The 16,347-nt window shown below is 73.4% G+C and carries 18 protein-coding genes; 8 read left to right on the forward strand and 10 right to left on the reverse strand.

What is annotated here, in order from left to right; genetic code table 11:
* Positions 1-94: 94 nt before the first annotated feature.
* On the reverse strand, positions 95-1,897 hold the full coding sequence (locus IEX42_RS15395) for an acyl-CoA dehydrogenase (RefSeq protein WP_188780566.1): 1,803 nt from the start codon (positions 1,895-1,897) through the stop codon (positions 95-97).
* Between the two features lie 53 nt (positions 1,898-1,950).
* Positions 1,951-2,508 (reverse strand): isochorismatase family protein, encoded by a 558-nt coding sequence (locus tag IEX42_RS15400; RefSeq protein WP_188780567.1) that lies wholly within the window; start codon positions 2,506-2,508, stop codon positions 1,951-1,953.
* 72 nt (positions 2,509-2,580) lie between these two features.
* Here IEX42_RS15400 and IEX42_RS15405 point away from each other — a divergent pair, with 72 nt between their 5' ends.
* Positions 2,581-4,194, forward strand: coding sequence for a peptide chain release factor 3 (locus IEX42_RS15405; RefSeq protein ID WP_229660906.1), 1,614 nt, complete (start codon positions 2,581-2,583; stop codon positions 4,192-4,194).
* A 26-nt stretch (positions 4,195-4,220) separates the two neighbouring features.
* Positions 4,221-4,679 carry an SRPBCC family protein gene (locus IEX42_RS15410; RefSeq protein WP_188780569.1) on the forward strand — a complete coding sequence of 153 codons (459 nt, stop codon included), beginning with the start codon at positions 4,221-4,223 and terminating at the stop codon, positions 4,677-4,679.
* A 6-nt stretch (positions 4,680-4,685) separates the two neighbouring features.
* Here IEX42_RS15410 and IEX42_RS15415 read toward each other — a convergent pair whose 3' ends face one another.
* The 3 genes from IEX42_RS15415 to IEX42_RS15425 are packed head-to-tail and all read right to left on the reverse strand — an operon-like array spanning position 4,686 to position 8,316.
* Positions 4,686-6,773 carry a xanthine dehydrogenase family protein molybdopterin-binding subunit gene (locus IEX42_RS15415; protein WP_188780570.1) on the reverse strand — a complete coding sequence of 696 codons (2,088 nt, stop codon included), beginning with the start codon at positions 6,771-6,773 and terminating at the stop codon, positions 4,686-4,688.
* Positions 6,770-7,777 carry an FAD binding domain-containing protein gene (locus IEX42_RS15420; RefSeq protein WP_188780571.1) on the reverse strand — a complete coding sequence of 336 codons (1,008 nt, stop codon included), beginning with the start codon at positions 7,775-7,777 and terminating at the stop codon, positions 6,770-6,772. The genes IEX42_RS15415 and IEX42_RS15420 overlap by 4 nt, the downstream gene beginning before the upstream one ends.
* On the reverse strand, positions 7,774-8,316 hold the full coding sequence (locus IEX42_RS15425) for a 2Fe-2S iron-sulfur cluster-binding protein (protein WP_188780572.1): 543 nt from the start codon (positions 8,314-8,316) through the stop codon (positions 7,774-7,776). The genes IEX42_RS15420 and IEX42_RS15425 overlap by 4 nt, the downstream gene beginning before the upstream one ends.
* 66 nt (positions 8,317-8,382) lie before the next feature.
* Here IEX42_RS15425 and IEX42_RS15430 point away from each other — a divergent pair, with 66 nt between their 5' ends.
* The 4 genes from IEX42_RS15430 to IEX42_RS15450 all read left to right on the forward strand — a co-directional run bounded on the left by IEX42_RS15430 (position 8,383) and on the right by IEX42_RS15450 (position 11,218).
* Complete coding sequence (locus IEX42_RS15430; RefSeq protein WP_308422241.1) at positions 8,383-8,796, forward strand: cupin domain-containing protein; 414 nt, start codon at positions 8,383-8,385, stop codon at positions 8,794-8,796.
* A 30-nt stretch (positions 8,797-8,826) separates the two neighbouring features.
* Complete coding sequence (locus IEX42_RS18220; protein WP_229660907.1) at positions 8,827-9,912, forward strand: nitroreductase/quinone reductase family protein; 1,086 nt, start codon at positions 8,827-8,829, stop codon at positions 9,910-9,912.
* A complete protein-coding gene (locus IEX42_RS15445) occupies positions 9,903-10,544 on the forward strand; it encodes a histidine phosphatase family protein (RefSeq protein WP_188780573.1) in 642 nt (213 codons plus the stop codon). Before IEX42_RS18220 ends, IEX42_RS15445 begins: the two co-directional genes overlap by 10 nt.
* Before the next feature lie 398 nt (positions 10,545-10,942).
* A complete protein-coding gene (locus IEX42_RS15450) occupies positions 10,943-11,218 on the forward strand; it encodes an HU family DNA-binding protein (RefSeq protein ID WP_188780574.1) in 276 nt (91 codons plus the stop codon).
* 64 nt (positions 11,219-11,282) lie between these two features.
* Here IEX42_RS15450 and IEX42_RS15455 read toward each other — a convergent pair whose 3' ends face one another.
* Both IEX42_RS15455 and IEX42_RS15460 read right to left on the reverse strand, forming a co-directional pair.
* The gene (locus IEX42_RS15455) at positions 11,283-11,837 is read right to left on the reverse strand and encodes a hypothetical protein (protein ID WP_188780575.1); all 555 of its coding nucleotides are present in this window, start codon (positions 11,835-11,837) and stop codon (positions 11,283-11,285) included.
* A gap of 73 nt (positions 11,838-11,910) precedes the next feature.
* Positions 11,911-12,783, reverse strand: coding sequence for a deoxyribonuclease IV (locus IEX42_RS15460; RefSeq protein ID WP_188780576.1), 873 nt, complete (start codon positions 12,781-12,783; stop codon positions 11,911-11,913).
* 19 nt (positions 12,784-12,802) lie between these two features.
* Between IEX42_RS15460 and IEX42_RS15465 the strand changes: the two genes are divergently transcribed.
* On the forward strand, positions 12,803-13,630 hold the full coding sequence (locus IEX42_RS15465; RefSeq protein WP_229660908.1) for a thioesterase family protein: 828 nt from the start codon (positions 12,803-12,805) through the stop codon (positions 13,628-13,630).
* 4 nt (positions 13,631-13,634) lie between these two features.
* On the opposite strand, the gene IEX42_RS15470 is transcribed toward IEX42_RS15465, so the two are convergent.
* Positions 13,635-14,666, reverse strand: coding sequence for a hypothetical protein (locus tag IEX42_RS15470; RefSeq protein ID WP_188780577.1), 1,032 nt, complete (start codon positions 14,664-14,666; stop codon positions 13,635-13,637).
* A gap of 64 nt (positions 14,667-14,730) precedes the next feature.
* Here IEX42_RS15470 and IEX42_RS15475 point away from each other — a divergent pair, with 64 nt between their 5' ends.
* Complete coding sequence (locus tag IEX42_RS15475; RefSeq protein ID WP_229660909.1) at positions 14,731-15,090, forward strand: NUDIX domain-containing protein; 360 nt, start codon at positions 14,731-14,733, stop codon at positions 15,088-15,090.
* Between the two features lie 126 nt (positions 15,091-15,216).
* Here the strand turns inward: IEX42_RS15475 and IEX42_RS15480 are convergent, their stop codons facing one another.
* Together IEX42_RS15480 and IEX42_RS15485 are read right to left on the reverse strand one after the other, a co-directional pair.
* Positions 15,217-15,498, reverse strand: a complete 282-nt coding sequence (locus tag IEX42_RS15480) for a hypothetical protein (RefSeq protein ID WP_188780579.1) — start codon at positions 15,496-15,498, stop codon at positions 15,217-15,219.
* Entirely contained in the window at positions 15,495-16,316 is an 822-nt protein-coding gene (locus tag IEX42_RS15485) for a class I SAM-dependent methyltransferase (protein WP_188780580.1), read from the reverse strand. Before IEX42_RS15485 ends, IEX42_RS15480 begins: the two co-directional genes overlap by 4 nt.
* Between the last annotated feature and the right edge of the window lie 31 nt (positions 16,317-16,347).

Here is a 16,347-nt window from a genome sequence, read left to right on the forward strand (position 1 = left end):
GACGGGCTCGACCTCCGGGGTTGCGGGGGTCTCGACGGGCTCGACCGCCGCAGTGGCGGCGGCCTCGACCACCGGAGGTCGAGCTTGTCGAGACCTACAGCACGGCCGGGTCGAGGTCGAGGGTGGTGCGGTCCAGCGAGGCCAGCAGGTCCAGCTGCGGCCCGACCTTCGGCAGCTCGAAGCGGAAGAAGTAGCGGGCCGCCGCCCGCTTGCCGTCGTAGAAGGTCCCCTCGGCTTCGCCCGCCGCCAGCAGCTGCTCCAGCCACAGCCACGCGACGACGAGGTGCCCGGTCGCCTCGAGGTAGACCGACGCGTTGGCGAGGGCGAGCTCGGGATCGCCGCCCTCCCACAGCGTCGCGGTGGTGCGCAGCAGGTCGTCGAGGCGTCCTCGCAGCTCGACGGCGTACGTCGCCGCGTCGCCGCCCGCCGCGTCGGCCCGCTCGATCGTGCGCTGCACCCGAGCGGCGAGCAGCCCGAGCCCGCGTCCGCCTCCGAGCACCACCTTGCGGCCCAGCAGGTCGAGGGCCTGGATGCCGTGGGTGCCCTCGTGGATCGGGTTGAGCCGGTTGTCGCGATAGTGCTGCTCGACCGCGTAGTCGCGGGTGTAGCCGTAGCCGCCGTGCACCTGGATCGCCAGGTCGTTGGCGGCCAGGCACCACTGGGAGGGCCAGGACTTGGCGATCGGGGTCAGCACGCCGAGCAGCGTGTCGGCCTCGTCCCGCTCCTGCTCGGTGGCGCCGGTGGTGACCTCGTCGACCAGCCGTCCGCAGTAGAGCACCAGGGCCAGCGCGCCCTCGACGTACGACTTCTGCGCCAGCAGCATCCGGCGGACGTCCGGGTGCGCGGTGAGCGGCACCGGCGGCGTGGAGGCGTCCTTCTGGCCCAGCGCGCGGCCCTGGGTGCGCTCGTGGGCGTACGCCAGCGCGTGCAGGTAGCCGGTGTACCCCAGCGCCATCGCGCCCGCACCCACCGAGACCCGGGCCTCGTTCATCATGTGGAACATCGCCTGCAGGCCCTGCCCCTCCTCACCGACGAGGAAGCCGACCGCTCCGGCCTCGCCGCCGGGGGTGTGCCCGCCTTCGCCGAGGTTGAGCAGGGTGTTGGTGGTGCCGCGGTAGCCCATCTTGTGGTTCAGCCCGACCAGCACGACGTCGTTGCGCTCGCCGAGCGAGCCGTCCTCGTCCACGAGGTGCTTGGGCACCACGAACAGCGAGATGCCCTTCGTACCCGCCGGTGCGTCCGGGGTGCGTGCCAGCATCAGGTGGACGATGTTCTCGCCGAGCTCGTGGTCGCCGCCGGAGATCCACATCTTGGTGCCCGAGAGCCGGTAGCTGCCGTCGTCCTGGCGCACGGCGCGGGTGGTGATGTCGCCCAGCGACGACCCGGCCTGCGGCTCGGAGAGCGCCATCGTGCCGTACCACCGGCCCTCGATCACGGGGACGGCGTACGTCGCGACCTGCTCGGGGGAGCCGTGCGAGACCAGCAGGTTGGCGTTGCCCTCGGCGAGGAACGGGTACGCGAAGGCGCCCACGCAGGCGGCCTGGAACCACGCGGAGCAGGCGGCGTGCACGACGAACGGCAGCTGCATCCCGCCCAGCTCGGCGTCGAAGACGCTGCTCGGCAGCCCCGATGCGGAGTACGCCGCGAGTGCCTTCTCCACCTCGGCGGGGAGCACGACGCGCCCCTCGGCGTCCATCCGCGGCTCGTCGGTGTCGACCAGCCGGTTGATCGGGGCGAAGACGTCCGTGGCGAGCTGCTCGGCCAGCGCGAGGACGCCGTCGAACGTCTCCCGGTCGTGCTCGGCGTACCGCTCCCGCTCGGGGAGAGAGGCGGTGTCCAGCCACTCGTAGAGCAGGAACTCGATGTCGCGCGCGGACATCACCGTCGACCGGGCCATGGCTGATCTCCTCGTCCGTCGTGGGCTGCGCCGACGCTACCGGGCCCGGCGCGTCAGGCGAACGAGACCTCGGCAGCGGGTGCGGTGCCGGCCGTACGCCCCGGCGCCGAGGTGAACGACCAGTACAGGTTGGTGTGCGCGACCACCTGGTCCGGCGGGGGAGCGCCGTACGCCGAGAGGTCCTCGGTGGTGTGCGCGTCGGAGACGAGGAGGGCGTCGTACCCGCGCGCTAGCGCGCCGTGCAGCGTCGAGCGGATGCAGGCGTCGCTCTGCGCACCGCAGACGACGAGCGAACCGACCTCGAGGCCGGCGAGTACCGCCTCGAGGTCGGTGTCCTCGAAGGAGTCGCCGTACGTCTTGTGCACGAGCGCCTCGTCGACGGCGCGGACCAGCTCGGGGACGTACTCCCAGCCGGGCGCGCCCTCGACCAGCCCCTCGTCCGGGTTGGAGTGCTGCACCCAGACGACGGGCGTCCGGGCGTCGCGCGCCCGGTCGACGAGCCCGGCGATGCGGGCGACGACGCCGTCGCGGTCGACGTTGCCCTCGACGACTCCGGTCTGGACGTCGATCACGAGCAGCGCGGTGCCAGGGCGGTCGGTGAGAGTGGTCATGACGGGCCTCCGGTGGTGGGGTTCCGCCAACCTAGGATGGGGGTCCGACACTTCGCACCCCCTCAGGAACCCGTGAGCACCGACACCGCCCCAGCAGCGACCGCCGACGCGACCCGCGAGGCGGCGAGGCGGCGTACCTTCGCGATCATCTCCCACCCCGACGCGGGCAAGTCGACGATGACCGAGGCGCTGGCGCTGCACGCCCAGGTGATCAACGAAGCGGGTGCCGTGCACGGCAAGGCGGGGCGGCGCAGCACCGTCTCGGACTGGATGGACATGGAGAAGGCGCGCGGCATCTCGATCACGTCCGCGGCCCTGCAGTTCGCCTTCGGCGACCACGTCGTCAACCTTGTCGACACCCCGGGGCACTCGGACTTCTCCGAGGACACCTACCGCGTGCTGTCCGCGGTCGACGCGGCCGTGATGCTGATCGACGCCGCCAAGGGGCTGGAGCCGCAGACGCTGAAGCTCTTCCGCGTCTGCAAGGCACGCGGGCTGCCGGTCATCACGGTGATCAACAAGTGGGACCGTCCCGGGCTCGAGGCGCTGGCCCTGATGGACGAGATCTATCGCGACATCGGCCTGCAGCCGACCCCGCTGACCTGGCCGGTCGGGATCGCCGGCGACTTCAAGGGGGTCCTCGAGCGGAGGACGGGGGAGTACGTCGCCTACACCCGCACCGCCGGCGGTGCCACGCGCGCGCCCGAGGAGTGGATGGACGCCGACGCCGCAGCCGCCCGCGAGGGCGTCGACTGGTCGACCGCGGTCGAGGAGAGCGAGCTGCTCGAGGCCGACGGCGCCACGCACGACCAGGAGCTGTTCCTCGACGGGATCACCACGCCGGTCCTGTTCGCCTCGGCGATCTCGAACTTCGGGGTCGCGGCGCTGCTGGAGACGCTGGTGGAGCTCGCGCCGCCCGCGGCGGCGTTCGCCTACGACAAGGGCGGCACACCCGAGCGGCGCGAGGTCGGCGAGCCGTTCAGCGCGTTCGTGTTCAAGGTGCAGGCGGGGATGGACACCCAGCACCGCGACCGGGTGGCGTTCGCCCGGGTCACCTCCGGCGCCTTCGAGCGCGGGATGGTCGTCACGCACGCCCAGACGGGACGGCCGTTCGCGACCAAGTACGCCCAGGCGATCTTCGGGCGCGAGCGCAGCGCGCTGGACACCGCGTACCCGGGCGACATCATCGGCCTGGTCAACGCCGGCGCGCTCAAGCCCGGCGACACGCTCTACCTCGACGCGCCCGTGGAGTTCCCGCCGATCGCGACGTTCGCGCCCGAGCACTTCGCCGTGGCCAGCAGCGCGGACACCTCCAAGTCCAAGCAGTTCCGCAAGGGCATCGACCAGCTCGACTCCGAGGGGGTCGTGCAGGTGCTCCGCTCGGACCTGCGCGGCAACCAGTCGCCGGTGCTGGCCGCCGTGGGGCCGATGCAGTTCGAGGTCGTGCAGGCGCGGATGGAGGCGGAGTTCGGCGCCGCGATCCGGCTCGAGACGCTGTCGTACACCCAGGCGCGGCGCACCGACGCCGCCTCCGCCGCCGAGCTCGACTCGCTGCGCAGCGTCGAGGTCCTGCAGCGCAACGACGGCAGCTACCTGCTGCTCGCGCCGGACAAGTGGCGGATCAGCACCATCGAGCGAGACCACCCCGAGCTGACCCTCGAGCCGCTGCTGGCGGGCGAGGCGTGAGCGGCGCCGCGACCTAGGCTCGGGTCATGCCAGACTCCGCGTACGTCGTCTCCGTCGACCGTCTCCTCGACGCCCCGCCCGAGCGCGTCTTCGCACTGCTCATCGACCCCGAGCAGCAGGTCCGGCTGGATGGCTCGGGCACCGTCAAGGCGGTGAAGCAGTCGCGCACTCCGCTGCGCGTCGGATCGACCTTCGACATGCACATGAAGCGTGGGTTCGCTTACTCCACCCGCAACACCGTCACCGAGCTGGAGCCCGACCGGCTGATCACCTGGTCGACCCGTCCGCTCACCTTCCCGCTTTCGCTGCTCATCGGCGGCCGCACCTGGTCGTACCGGTTGGACCCCGAGGGCGGCGCGACCCGGGTCACCGAGACCTGGGACCTGCGCGGGGAGAAGAACCGGGCACTGGTCGCCAAGGCCGCCGGCGACCCCGGCAAGGACATGGCCGCCACGCTCGAGCGACTGGCCGACGTCCTCGCCTGAGCGCCGCTACCCCAGGAACCGGTCTGCAGTCAGCGGCAGGTCGCGGACCCGGATGCCGGTGGCGTCGTACGCCGCGTTGGCGATCGCGGCCGCCGTGCCCACGATGCCGATCTCGCCGATGCCGCGTCCGCCGTACGGCGTGGCCAGCGGGTCCTCCTCGTCGAGCCAGAAGGCCTGGACGTCCTTCACGTCAGCGTGTGCTGCGACGTGGTAGGACGCGAGGTCCTGGGTGACGACGTGACCGTAGCGCGGGTCGCGCCAGCCCTCCTCGAACAGCGCGCCGGAGAGCCCCATCACCAGACCCCCGAGGAGCTGCGAGCGGCCGGTGACGGGGTTGATCACCCGGCCGACCGAGAACGTGCCGTGCAGCCGGGGCACCCGCAGCTCGCCGGTCCAGCGGTGCACGCGCACCTCGGCGTAGACCGCGCCGAAGGAGTGCAGCGCGTGAGCCTCCATGTCCGGATACTCCTCGGTGGTGCTCGTCGTGTGCACCCCCACCTCGGGGTCTGCGCCGTGGTCAGCGCGCAGCTGCTGGGCGGTCTGCACGATCGCGGTGCCCCACGAGCCGGTGCCGGCGGAGCCTCCGGCGACCGTGGCCACGGGCAGGTCGCTGTCGGCGACGGCGAGGTCGACGGCCGACGGGTCGACGCCGAGCGCGTCCGCGGAGATCTGGGTCAGCACGGTGCGCGCACCCTGGCCGATGTCGACGGCGCCGATGGAGACGGCGTACCGACCCCCGTCGAGCACCTCGATGCGGCACGTGTTGCCCGGCATCCACAGCGTCGGGTACGTCGAGGCCGCGACGCCGGTGCCGACCCACCAGTCGCCGTCGGTAGCGCGCGTCGGCCCGGTCCGCCCGGTCCAGCCGAAGCGCTCGCCGCCCTTGCGCAGGCACTCGACCAGCCGCCGGTCGTTGAACGGCTTGCCGGTCTCGGGGTCGACGTCGGGCTCGTTGCGCACCCGCAGCTCGACTGGGTCGATCCCAGCGGCGACGGCCAGCTCGTCCATCGCCACCTCGTGGGCGAACATGCCGGGCATCTCGCCGGGCGCTCGCATCCACGACGGCACGGACACGTCGAGCGGGACGACCCGGTGGGTGGAGCTGCGCGCCTCAGCGGCATAGAGCATGCGCGCCGCGCTCGCGGTCTGCTCGGCGAACTCCTTGAAGCCGGAGGTCTGACTGATCGCCTCGTGGCCGACCCCACGCAGACGACCGTCCGCGTCGGCGCCGAGTCGCACGTGGGAGACGGTCTGGGTGCGGTAGCCGGCGAGGGAGAACATCTGCTGCCGGGTGGTGGCCAGCCGCACCGGACGCCCCTCGACCGCAAGTGCCGCCAACGCTGCGGCGACGTCGGGCGCCTTGGGGCCGCCCTTGGAGCCGAAGCCGCCGCCGACGTACGGCGCCAGCACCCGGACCTGCTCCTCGCCGAGCCCCAGCAGCGGCGCGAACGTCGAGCGCATCGCGTGCACGGCCTGGGTCGAGTCCCACATTGTCAGCATCGCGCCGTCCCACAGCGCCGTGGCGCCGTGCGGCTCCATCGGGCTGTTGAACTCGTGGGGGGTCGTGTAGGTCTGCTCGACCACGACGGCCGAGTCGTGGATCGCGGCGTCGAGGTCGCCGTCGGCGTAGTCGGTCTCGTGGCCGCCGTTGACGCCGCTCTCGGGGGCATAGGCCTCCGCGTCGTCCATCGTGACCGCGTGCGGCTCCTCGGCGTAGTCGACCCGCACCAGTCGCGCGCCCTCGCGGGCGGCCTCGGAGGACTCGGCCAGCACCAGCGCCACGACCTGACCGCGGAAGCGGATCCGGTCGTCCTGGAGCACGGAGTACTCCAGGTCGCGGTCGTCGTCGGCGGGCATCCGCGGCGCCGACTCGTGGTCGAGCACCCGCACCACGCCGGGGTGGGCCAGCGCAGCTCCGGCGTCGACGCGGCGGACCGTGCCGCGCGCGACCGGGGCCTGCACCATCCAGACCTGGAGGACGTCGTCGACCGGGTGCTCGACGGCGTACGTCGCGTGACCGGTGACCTTCTCCCGGCCGTCCTGACGGTCCAGCGACGTGCCCATCGAGCGGGCAGTGATGGGAGTGGCGGTCATCGGGGGTCCCCTGCCTGTCCGGCGAGCGTGAGCAGCGTGTGTGCGGTGGTGTTGCGCACCATCGGCAGCTTGTAGGCGCTCTGGTCGGTGGTGGAGGCGTCGGCCAGCTCGGCCTCGACCGCCTCGCGCACGGCATCCTCGGTGAGCCGCTTGCCGCGCAGCGCGTCCTCGGCCACGGTGGCCCGCCACGGCTTGTGGGCGATGCCGCCCCAGGCGATCCGGACGTCGCGGACGGTGTCCTCGTCCAGGTCGAGCGCGCCGGCCACGGAGACGAGGGCGAAGGCGTACGACGCCCGGTCGCGCACCTTCGCGTAGGTCGAGGTCCGCGACGCGGGCGAGGCGGTGAGCTCGACGCCCGTGACGAGCTCACCGTGCGCGAGCGTCGTGTCCCGCTCCGGCTCGTCGCCGGGCAGCCGGTGCAGGTCGGCGAACGGCACCCGCCGCTCTCCGTCGACCCCTTGGACCAGCACGACGGCGTCGACCGCAGCCAGTGCGACGGCCAGGTCGGAAGGGTGGGTGGCGACGCACGCGTCGCTGGCGCCGAGGACAGCGTTGTAGCGGCCGTAGCCCTGCAGCGCCGAGCAGCCCGAGCCGGGCTCACGCTTGTTGCAGGGCGTGGTCGTGTCCTGGAAGTAGACGCACCGCGTGCGCTGGAGCAGGTTGCCGCCCGTGGTCGCCTGGTTGCGGATCTGCCCGGACGCGCCGGCGAGCAGCGCCCGGCTGACCACCGGCAGGTGTGCGCGCAGCACGGGGTGGGCGGCCAGGTCGGAGTTGCGGACGTTGGCACCGATCCGCATCACGGGCTCGGCACCCGAGGTGTGCACCTCGACTGTGTCCATCGGCAGGCCGGTGACGTCGACGAGCGTGCTCGGCGTGGCCAGGCCGAGCTTGAGGTGGTCGACGAGGTTGGTGCCCCCGCCGAGGTACGCCGCCTCCGGGTCGCCGCTGACCGCGGCGACGGCCTCGGTCGTGTCGTCGGGCTCGAGGTAGGTCAGCTCCCTCACGAGGCCACCTCCTGCTCGCCCGCAGCCTGGCGCACGGCGGCGAGGATGCCGGCGTACGCCCCGCAACGGCACAGGTTGCCGCTCATCCGCTCGCGCAGCTCCTCCTCAGTCGGCTCCGCCTCCCCCTCGAGTTCCTCGGTGACGTGGCTGGGGTGACCCTCCTTCAGCTCGTCGAGCGCCCCGACGGCCGAGCACACCTGGCCCGGCGTGCAGTAGCCGCACTGGTAGCCGTCGTGGTCGAGGAAAGCTTGCTGCACCGGGTGCAGCTCGTCGTCCTCGCCGAGCCCGGAGGCCGTGGTGACCTCGGCGCCGTCGTGGGCGACCGCGAGACTCAAGCAGGTCAGGTGGCGCCGGCCGTCGAGCAGCACCGTGCAGGCCCCGCACTGGCCGTGGTCGCAGCCCTTCTTGACCGACGTGACACCGAGCCGCTCGCGCAGCGCGTCGAGCAGGGTGGTGCGGGTGTCGACGTCGACGGTGTGCTCGGTGCCGTCGACGGCAAGGGTCATCGGGGTGGACGCGCCGGGCGCTCGGGTCCTCATGGGTCTGACGGTTCCCCGCGCCGGACGCTTCATGCCCGGACGGTGCTGCGAGCTAACCTGGTCCCCGTGAGCGACGTGGCGCGCCCCGAGACCGCTGAGCGCCTCGACCTGCAGCCGCACCCGGAGGGCGGGTGGTTCCGCCAGACCTGGGCGGCCCCGCCCGTCGACCTGCCCGACGGTCGGGTACGACCCAGCGCGACGCTGATCTGGTTCCTGCTGCCCGCCGGGGACTCCTCGGCGTGGCACCGGGTCTCCTCCGACGAGGTCTGGCTGGCGCACACCGGCGTCGTCACGCTCGAGCTCGGCGGCGCGGGTGCCGGGCCACAGGCCACGGGCCGCGCCCTGGTCGGAACCGAGCACGAGGGGCAGGTCGTCGTACCCGCCGGGACGTGGCAGCGCACCGTGCCGACCGACGCCGACGCGCTGGTGTCCTGCCTGGTCTCGCCGGGCTTCGACTTCGAGGACTTCGAGCTGGCCTGAATGTCGGCCGACGGGCCTATGGTGCCGTCCATGGACCTCAGGCCGTTCGCCGTGCCGCCGCCCGAGCTGCCGCTGCGCACCGAGCGGCTGGTGCTGCGGCTGCACCTGCCCACCGACCTCGACGCGGTGCTCGACTACCAGTCTCGACCCGAGGTCGCCCGCTACCTGCTCGAGGAGCCGTGGACGCGGGAGGAGGCGCAGCGCCAGCTCGACAAGCGGCTGCGCCGCCGGCACGTCGACGGTGTCGGCTCCGGGCTCTCGCTGGTGGCCGAGCACGCCGGGCGCGTCGTCGGCGACGTGGGGCTGTGGCCGGCGGACGAGACGCTGTCGCGCGGGGAGGTCGGCTGGGTCTTCCACCCCGACTGGACGGGGCGTGGTCTGGCCACCGAGGCCGTGTGCGCGGTGCTCGACCTGGCCTTCGGTCACTACCGGATGCACCGGGTCAAGGCGGACCTCGACCCGCGCAACACCGCGTCCGCGCGGATGTGCGAGCGGCTCGGGATGACCAAGGAGGCCCACCTTCGCCAGGACTGGTGGAGCAAGGGGGAGTGGACCGACAACGCGGTGTACGGCCTGCTCGCCTCCGAGCATGCAGCGCACTGCGACCACGCAGCGCAGGATGCGGACCCCGCCGCGGCCCAGCGCCGGGCGGCCGAGGCCTCGCGCTCGGGCACGCCCGAGGAGCAGGCCGCGGTCATGAGTGACTTCAACGCGGGCGTGGTCGAGGAGTTCCGGGCGCACCACGGACGGGTCGGCGGGCCGTTCGAGGGCTCGCCGATGCTGCTCCTGCACTCGACCGGGGCGCGCAGCGGTCGGCGGCGCCTGCACCCGATGGTCTACCGGCCGGAGGGGAGCTCCTACCTCGTCTTCGCCTCCAAGGCCGGCGCCGACGACCACCCGGCGTGGTACCACAACCTCAAGGCTCACCCGCACGCCCGGATCGAGGTGGGCGACGAGGTCATCGCGGTGCGGGCGGAGGAGCTGCCGCGCGCCGAGCGCGACGAGGTCTACGCCGCCCAGGCGGCCGACCGCCCGGCGTTCGCCGACTACCAGGCCCGCACGGACCGGGTCATCCCGGTGCTGCGCCTGACCCCTACGGTGCCTCCGTGGAGCTGATCCTGGTCCGGCACGCCGAGACGACGTCCAACGTCTCCCGCGCGATCGACACCGCGCACCCGGGTGCGGACCTCACCGACCTGGGCGCGCGCCAGGCGGCGGACGTCGCGTCGTACCTCGCCGGGACGTCGGTGGGCGCGATGTACGTCTCGCCCCGTCTGCGCACACGCCGCACGGCGGAACCGCTCGCCGCCGCGCTCGGGCTCGAACCCGAGCTGCGTGACGGGCTGGTCGAGATCTCGGCCGGGGACTGGGAGATGTCCACCAGCGAGGAGCGCCGCAGCGAGTACGCCACCACCGTCGCCGCCTGGCTCACCGGGGACGTGAGCGCCCGGATCCCCGGCGGGGAGCAGCCCGACAGCGTGTTCGCGCGGTTCGACGCGGTCGTCGACGAGGCGCTGGCCAGCGGCCACGAGCGGGTCCTCGTCGTCAGCCACGGCGCCGTCCTCCGGGCGTGGTGCGGCGCGCGGGTGCAGGGGCTGAACCCGGAGTCGCTGCGCGAGCGTCCCCTGCGCAACACGGCGGTGATCCGGATCGAACGCGCAGGTGAGAGGTGGCGACTGCTGGAGTGGGACGCGCGCGACGTGCCCGGTCCTCCGGCGCCGCTGGCCGAGGATCCAGGTGCCCAGTGAGCGCCCCTATTGCGAACTGCTTGCAACAACAGGTCCGACCCGGGTAACTTCCGAGACACCCACCGACGGATGCCCGTGCGGCACTCGGTCGGAGCACCGCCCCCGCGGTCGTGTCGTGGCTGTCGGCGACCGTGGGGCGGTGCCGGGTCCCGGACACCTCCGAGCGAGCTGCCCGATGGCGACCTCGCTCCGCGCCCCAATGGCTCCACCACGGACGTGACGAATAGGACCGTCTCGCCCGGATCGCCCGCTGCGCCGGGCTGTGTGCCGACCCCGGAGCGACACGCCGACCACCCCCCGGTGTTCCCTCCGGGCCTCGGACCGGGCAGGGTGGGGTTCTCACCCCGGGCCCGTCAGAGGACTGCCCGGGCCGACGAACCCGACGAGAGGAACTCGTAGTGAACAAGGCAGAGCTGAGCAAGAAGGTCGCCGACGCAGCCGACCTCGGTGTGGGTCAGGCCGAGAAGGCCGTGCAGGCCGCACTGGACTCCATCGCGGAGGCCGTCGCCAAGGGCGACAACGTCACCCTGGCCGGCTTCGGCACCTTCGAGCGCCGTGAGCGTTCCGCGCGCGAGGGTCGCAACCCGCAGACCGGCGAGTCGATCAAGATCGCCGCGACCAAGGTCGCCGGCTTCAAGCCGGCCGCCGCGCTGAAGAAGCAGATCGCCGGCTGAGGTCAGCCCACCACGCCGACGGGGCGCGCACCGAGTCTCGGTGCGCGCCCCGTCGTCGTTCGGCTCAGCTCGTCGGTGGCTCCATCTGCGGCAGCGACTCCACGAGGACGAACACCGACCCGGCGGTGGGGTCGGCGACGACGTAGCCCTTGGCCGGGCCGGTGAACTCGATGTCGTAGTGCACCTTCTCCACCCCGACCATCTCGTTGACGTCGGTGCGGACGCGGTAGCCGTCGTCAGCCAGCGCCTTGCGGTAGAACGCGAGCACGTCGTCGGGCTCGTCGGTGATGACGTCGAACTGCCAGGACTGCGTCTGCGGCTTCGGGCCCTTGATGTTGTAGCCGCGCGGGACCGGGAAGTTCGCGATCCGCTTCGGTCCACCCTTCGGCACCGGCGCGACCGAGGTCGTCGTCTTGGTGGAGATGTCGCCCGGCCGCACCTTCTTCGGGATGTCGGCCTTCGTCGGCGTCGAGCTGATCGTCTGGGTGGGATCCAGGCTCGGCGTGCTCGAGGGGTCGTCGTCGTCGCCACCGCACGCGGTGAGCGTCGTACCGACCAGCAGGGCGCAGGCGAGCAGCCCGGCGAAGCGGGTGGTCGTACGCGTGGAGAGGGAGCTCACCGGGCTCATCAGGCCTCCGGGCGGCGATCGAGGGTACGGGCGCGCCCGACCGTACCCGACCACTCCCCGCGGGTCAGTCGTCCCGCAGCGCCTTGAGCGTGGCCAGGCAGCCGCCGTCCTCACCCGAGCCGGGCGTCTCGCAGACGAGCGGCACCCCGTCCGTCCCCGGGTGGGCCAGCAGCTCGGCGAAGGCGCCGGCGCCGATCCGGCCCTCGCCGATCCGCTCGTGCCGGTCCTTGCCCGAGCCGCGCGTGTCCTGGGAGTCGTTGGCGTGCACCAGCGCGAGCGGCACGCCGGCGCAGGTCTGCGCCAGGCGGTCCAGGGTGCTGGTCGTGCCACCCGGCTCGTCGAGGGGCGACCCGGCGGCGAAGACGTGGCAGGTGTCCAGGCAGATCCCGAGGCGGGGGTGGTGGTCCAGCGCGCCGAGGTACGCAGGGAGGTCCTCGACCCCCGCGCACAGCGAACGGCCCTGGCCCGCGGTCGGCTCCAGCAGCAGCCGAGGCCCGTCGTCCCCCAGGTCGTCGAGCAGGGGGAGCAGGCCCTCGCGCACCTGCCGCAGCGCGGCGTCGTACGAGCCATGGGCGACGCAGGAGCCCGTGTGCACGACCACGCCCTCGGCGCCGATCGCCGCGGCCCGGCGCAGGGTGTGCGCGGTCGTGGCCACCGAGCGCTCGTACGTCGTGGCGGTGGGGCTGCCGAGGTTCACGAGGTACGGCGCGTGCACGAACGCGCGCACCTGCCGCTCGGCACAGGCGGTGCGGAAGGCCTCGTCGACCCGCGGGTCGCCCTCGCTGGCTGCCCAGCCGCGTGGGTTGCCGGTGAAGACCTGCAGCGTCTCGGCGCCGATCGCCTCGGCGGTCGCCAGGGCGCCGCGCACCAGGTCGCGGCCGACCCGGACGTGGGAGCCGACAGGGTTGCGGCAGGCGGCATCGGTCGGGGCGGGCACCCGCCCTAGGCTGCCGCAGGTGACGCAGACGTACGACAGCGGCTTCGGCAGCGGCTTCGACAGGGACACCGACGTACGCCCGACGGTCGAGGAGGGTCGCTACGAGGCCGACCTGTCGGCCGGGTGGACGGTCGGCGGTGGACTGAACGGCGGCTACCTGATGGCCACGCTGGGGAGGGCGGTCTCGCGCCGGGCGCGCGACCTGGGGCACCCGGACCCGCTGGCACTGAGCGCCTACTTCCTCTCCGCCGCGACGCCGGGCCCCGCGCAGGCGCGCGTCGAGGTGCTGCGCGCCGGCCGCGGCACCAGCACCCTGTCCGGGACGCTGACCCAGGACGGCGTGCAGCGGCTCACCGTCCTGTCGTCGTACGTCGACCTCGGCTCGCTCACCCCGGAGGTCGCCACGACCGCGACCCCGCCCGCGCTGGCGCCGGTCGAGCAGTGCGTGCCCACCTCCGAGGACCCGATGGCGCCCGAGTTCTCCCACCGCTTCGAGCTGCGGCTGGACCCGGCCTGCCTCGGCTTCGCCTCGGGGACGCCCGGTGGGCGCGCCGTGATGGAGGGGTGGTTCCGGCTCGTCGACGGCCGTGAGCCGGACCCGATCAGCCTGCTGCTGGCCGCCGACGCCCTGCCGCCGACGACCTTCGAGCTCGGGCGCCCGGGATGGGCACCGACCGTCGAGATGAGCGTCCACGTGCGGGCGCGGCCGGCGCCGGGCTGGCTGGCGCTGCGGCACGTGACGACGAACCTCGCCGGTGGCTACTTCGAGGAGGACTGCGAGGTCTGGGACTCCGCCGGCCGGCTCGTCGCCCAGGCCCGGCAGCTGGCGAAGACGCCCCGCGGCTGACCCCTCAGCGGTGCCGCCACGGCCAGGGGAACCGCCTCAGCCGTGCGCGCTCCATGGCCACGACGTAGCGCTGGCCGGGGTGCTCGGTGAGCGTCCAGAGCTCGTCGCGCTGCGGCCAGTACGAGATGTCCTCCGGGCCCGGCGGCAGCGCCCAGCGGTAGGGACGCATCCGGCCGGGCACTCCGACGTACACCCGGCCCCGCTTGCGGGTGCCACGGCTGACCGTCGCGTAGTAGCGGCCCCCGACCTTCGCCACGCCCTGCATGTGCCCGACGCCGCGCTCGTCCAGCGACAGGGGCGCGACCGTGTCCTCCTCGCCGCCGGCGAGGAGACCGGTCTCCGGGTCCAGCGGCCAGTGCGCGATCCGGGTGGTCTGGGCGCCCGTGCCGTACTCGCCGACGAGCAGCTCGGGCGGGTCGGCCTCGCGGTCGACCGAGCAGAACGAGTACCGCAGCGGCTCCGTGCCCTCGGCGGTCTGCGCGTCGTACGCGTAGCGGACCGGGAGCACGAACCGGTGGCCGGCCGTCTCGGTTCTCGGCTCGACCTCGACGACGTCGTCGAGGTGCGCGGTGTAGAGCCCGCGCCTGGTGGCGGCGAGGTGGACGTGCGGTCCGTACCACAGCAGGCCGCCGGCGTGGATCCGCAGCGGTCGCGGGCCGTCCTTGGTCGGTCGGACCACCAGGACGTGCTGGTAGCGCTCGGCCTCCACGTCGAGGACGCTGATCCGGGAGCCCTGGTTGTGCTCGCCCTTGCGCGTGGAGTACCAGCTGGTCATCACGATCTCCCGGCCCGCGACGCGACCGGACGGGCTGGCGTCGGCGGAGGTGGTGACGCCCTGGGGGTACCACGAGGCGGTGGAGGCGTCCTCGCCCTCCCAGGTCCAGGCGCGGGCCGGGGCGGCGCCGGGTGCGTCGGCCGGGGTCAGCCGACGGTCGAGGCCGTCCAGGACGCCGGCGAGCCCGACCGGGTCGGGCAGGCCGGGGAGCCGGGTGGTCCTCGCCGCCCGGCGGGTCAGGTGGACGCCGTACGCCGGCATGGTGCCTCCTGGAGATCGGGTGCGGATCGAGCCTAGGGGCGAGGCACGCCCAAGGGTCCAGCGCGTGCAGGTGGTCGTGGGAGTGGCGCTGTGTCGTGCCGGCCGGGTGCTGGCCGCCCACCGCGCCCGGCCACCGGTGGGCTGGGAGCTGCCCGGTGGCAAGGTCGAGGCCGGCGAGGAGCCGGCGGACGCGGCGGTCCGCGAGCTGCGCGAGGAGCTCGGGTGCGAGGTCGAGGTGACCGGATGGCTCGAGGGAGCCGTCGCCCTCGGTCAGGGCATGGAGCTGCGCGTCGCCCTCGCGCATCTGGTGTCCGGCGAGCCGCGCCCGCTCGAGCACGACGCGCTGTGGTGGGTGCCGACGGATCTGCTGGGCAGGCTGGACTGGCTGCCCGCGGACGTGTCGTTCGTGGCCCAGCTGGGCTGAGGGGTCTCGACAGGCTCGACCGCCGGGGCGGCGGTGGTGTGTCGGCTGAGGGGGTCTCGACGTCTCGCTCGCTGGCGCTCGCTCGGCTCGACCACCGGTGGTCGAGCTTGTCGAGACCCGGGCGCACTACTCCCGGTGCCGCCTGCGAGGGGAGTCGGGCAGCTGCAGCGGTGGCATCGGCGCGGAGGTGTCCTCGGGGACGTCGAGCCAGCCGTCGTACTCCTCGACGAGGAGCTCGAGGGTGATGTCGGGAGCGTCGGTCGAGACGACCCAGGGGTGGTCCTCGTCGTCGTCCTCGCCGGCAAAGCGGTCGCGGGTGAGGTCGGCGGCGTACCCGTCGCGCCGCAGGCGGCTCACCGCCGCCAGGGCGTGAGCCTCCTCGAAGAAGATGCCGCGGGTGCCGCTCACCGGGGTTCGTCCCCGGTCTCGTAGTGGTCGACCAGCATCGAGCTGCTGCCCAGGACGGGGACGAGGGAGAAGCCGCGCAGGGCGAGCGAGGTGACTCCGCGGGTACGACGGGCCGCCTCCGCCGCCACCGGGAGCGGCGTACGACGTCGCAGTCCCAGGTCCGTCGCGGCCCGCGTGAGGTCGCGGGTGGTCGAGGCGAACCCGGTGCCGGCCGACCGCATCACCGGGTGCACCGCGGCGGCGACCGCGACCCACGGGGCGACGGTGTCGGCGACCAGCCCGAACGCGCCCGCGCCGACGACCGCGTGCGCCAGGGTGGTGCGGAGCATCTCGGGCGTGAGGTACATCAGCAGGCCCTCGGCCACGACGAACCGAGGCCGGTCGGCGGGCACCTGCGCCCACCAGCCCGGGTCCTCGACCCGGGCGGCGAGCAGGGTGACCCCGGGGAGGTCGTCGTACACCTCACGGCGCCGCGCGATCACCGGCGCCTGGTCGACGTCGTACCACTCCACGCCGGGTCCGCGCTCGACGCGGAGCACCCTGCTGTCCAGACCGCAGCCGAGGTGCAGCACGACGGCGTCGGGGTGCTCGTCGAGGAACGACCGCACCTGCGCGTCGACGAGCCGCGCCCGTGCACAGATCGCGTAGAGGTTGCCGTCGACGCCGAACCCCTCCCGCAGCGGGTGACCTGCGCGTTCGAGCACCTCGGCGGCGTACTCGTCGCCGAGGACCGGCACCGTGGAGAGTGCGTCGCGCGCATGCATCCGCAGGGTCATCAGCATCGTCAGCTGCTCGCCGACCAGCTCGTCGTCGCCCACCCCACCAGCCTGCCACGGTGCGAGGGGGGAG

It is taken from the genome of Marmoricola endophyticus (assembly GCF_014644415.1).
In the GTDB taxonomy this organism is placed as follows: Bacteria; Actinomycetota; Actinomycetes; order Propionibacteriales; family Nocardioidaceae; genus Marmoricola; species Marmoricola endophyticus.

What these genes read in the sequence shown, in the direction of transcription:
- IEX42_RS15425 (WP_188780572.1), bottom strand. Translation starts at nt 8,316, where the DNA reads ATGAGGACCCGAGCGCCCGGCGCGTCCACCCCGATGACCCTTGCCGTC.
- IEX42_RS15470 (WP_188780577.1), bottom strand. Translation starts at nt 14,666, where the DNA reads ATGCCGGCGTACGGCGTCCACCTGACCCGCCGGGCGGCGAGGACCACC.
- IEX42_RS15395 (WP_188780566.1), bottom strand. Translation starts at nt 1,897, where the DNA reads ATGGCCCGGTCGACGGTGATGTCCGCGCGCGACATCGAGTTCCTGCTC.
- IEX42_RS15410 (WP_188780569.1), top strand. Translation starts at nt 4,221, where the DNA reads ATGCCAGACTCCGCGTACGTCGTCTCCGTCGACCGTCTCCTCGACGCC.
- IEX42_RS18220 (WP_229660907.1), top strand. Translation starts at nt 8,827, where the DNA reads ATGGACCTCAGGCCGTTCGCCGTGCCGCCGCCCGAGCTGCCGCTGCGC.
- IEX42_RS15400 (WP_188780567.1), bottom strand. Translation starts at nt 2,508, where the DNA reads ATGACCACTCTCACCGACCGCCCTGGCACCGCGCTGCTCGTGATCGAC.
- IEX42_RS15415 (WP_188780570.1), bottom strand. Translation starts at nt 6,773, where the DNA reads ATGACCGCCACTCCCATCACTGCCCGCTCGATGGGCACGTCGCTGGAC.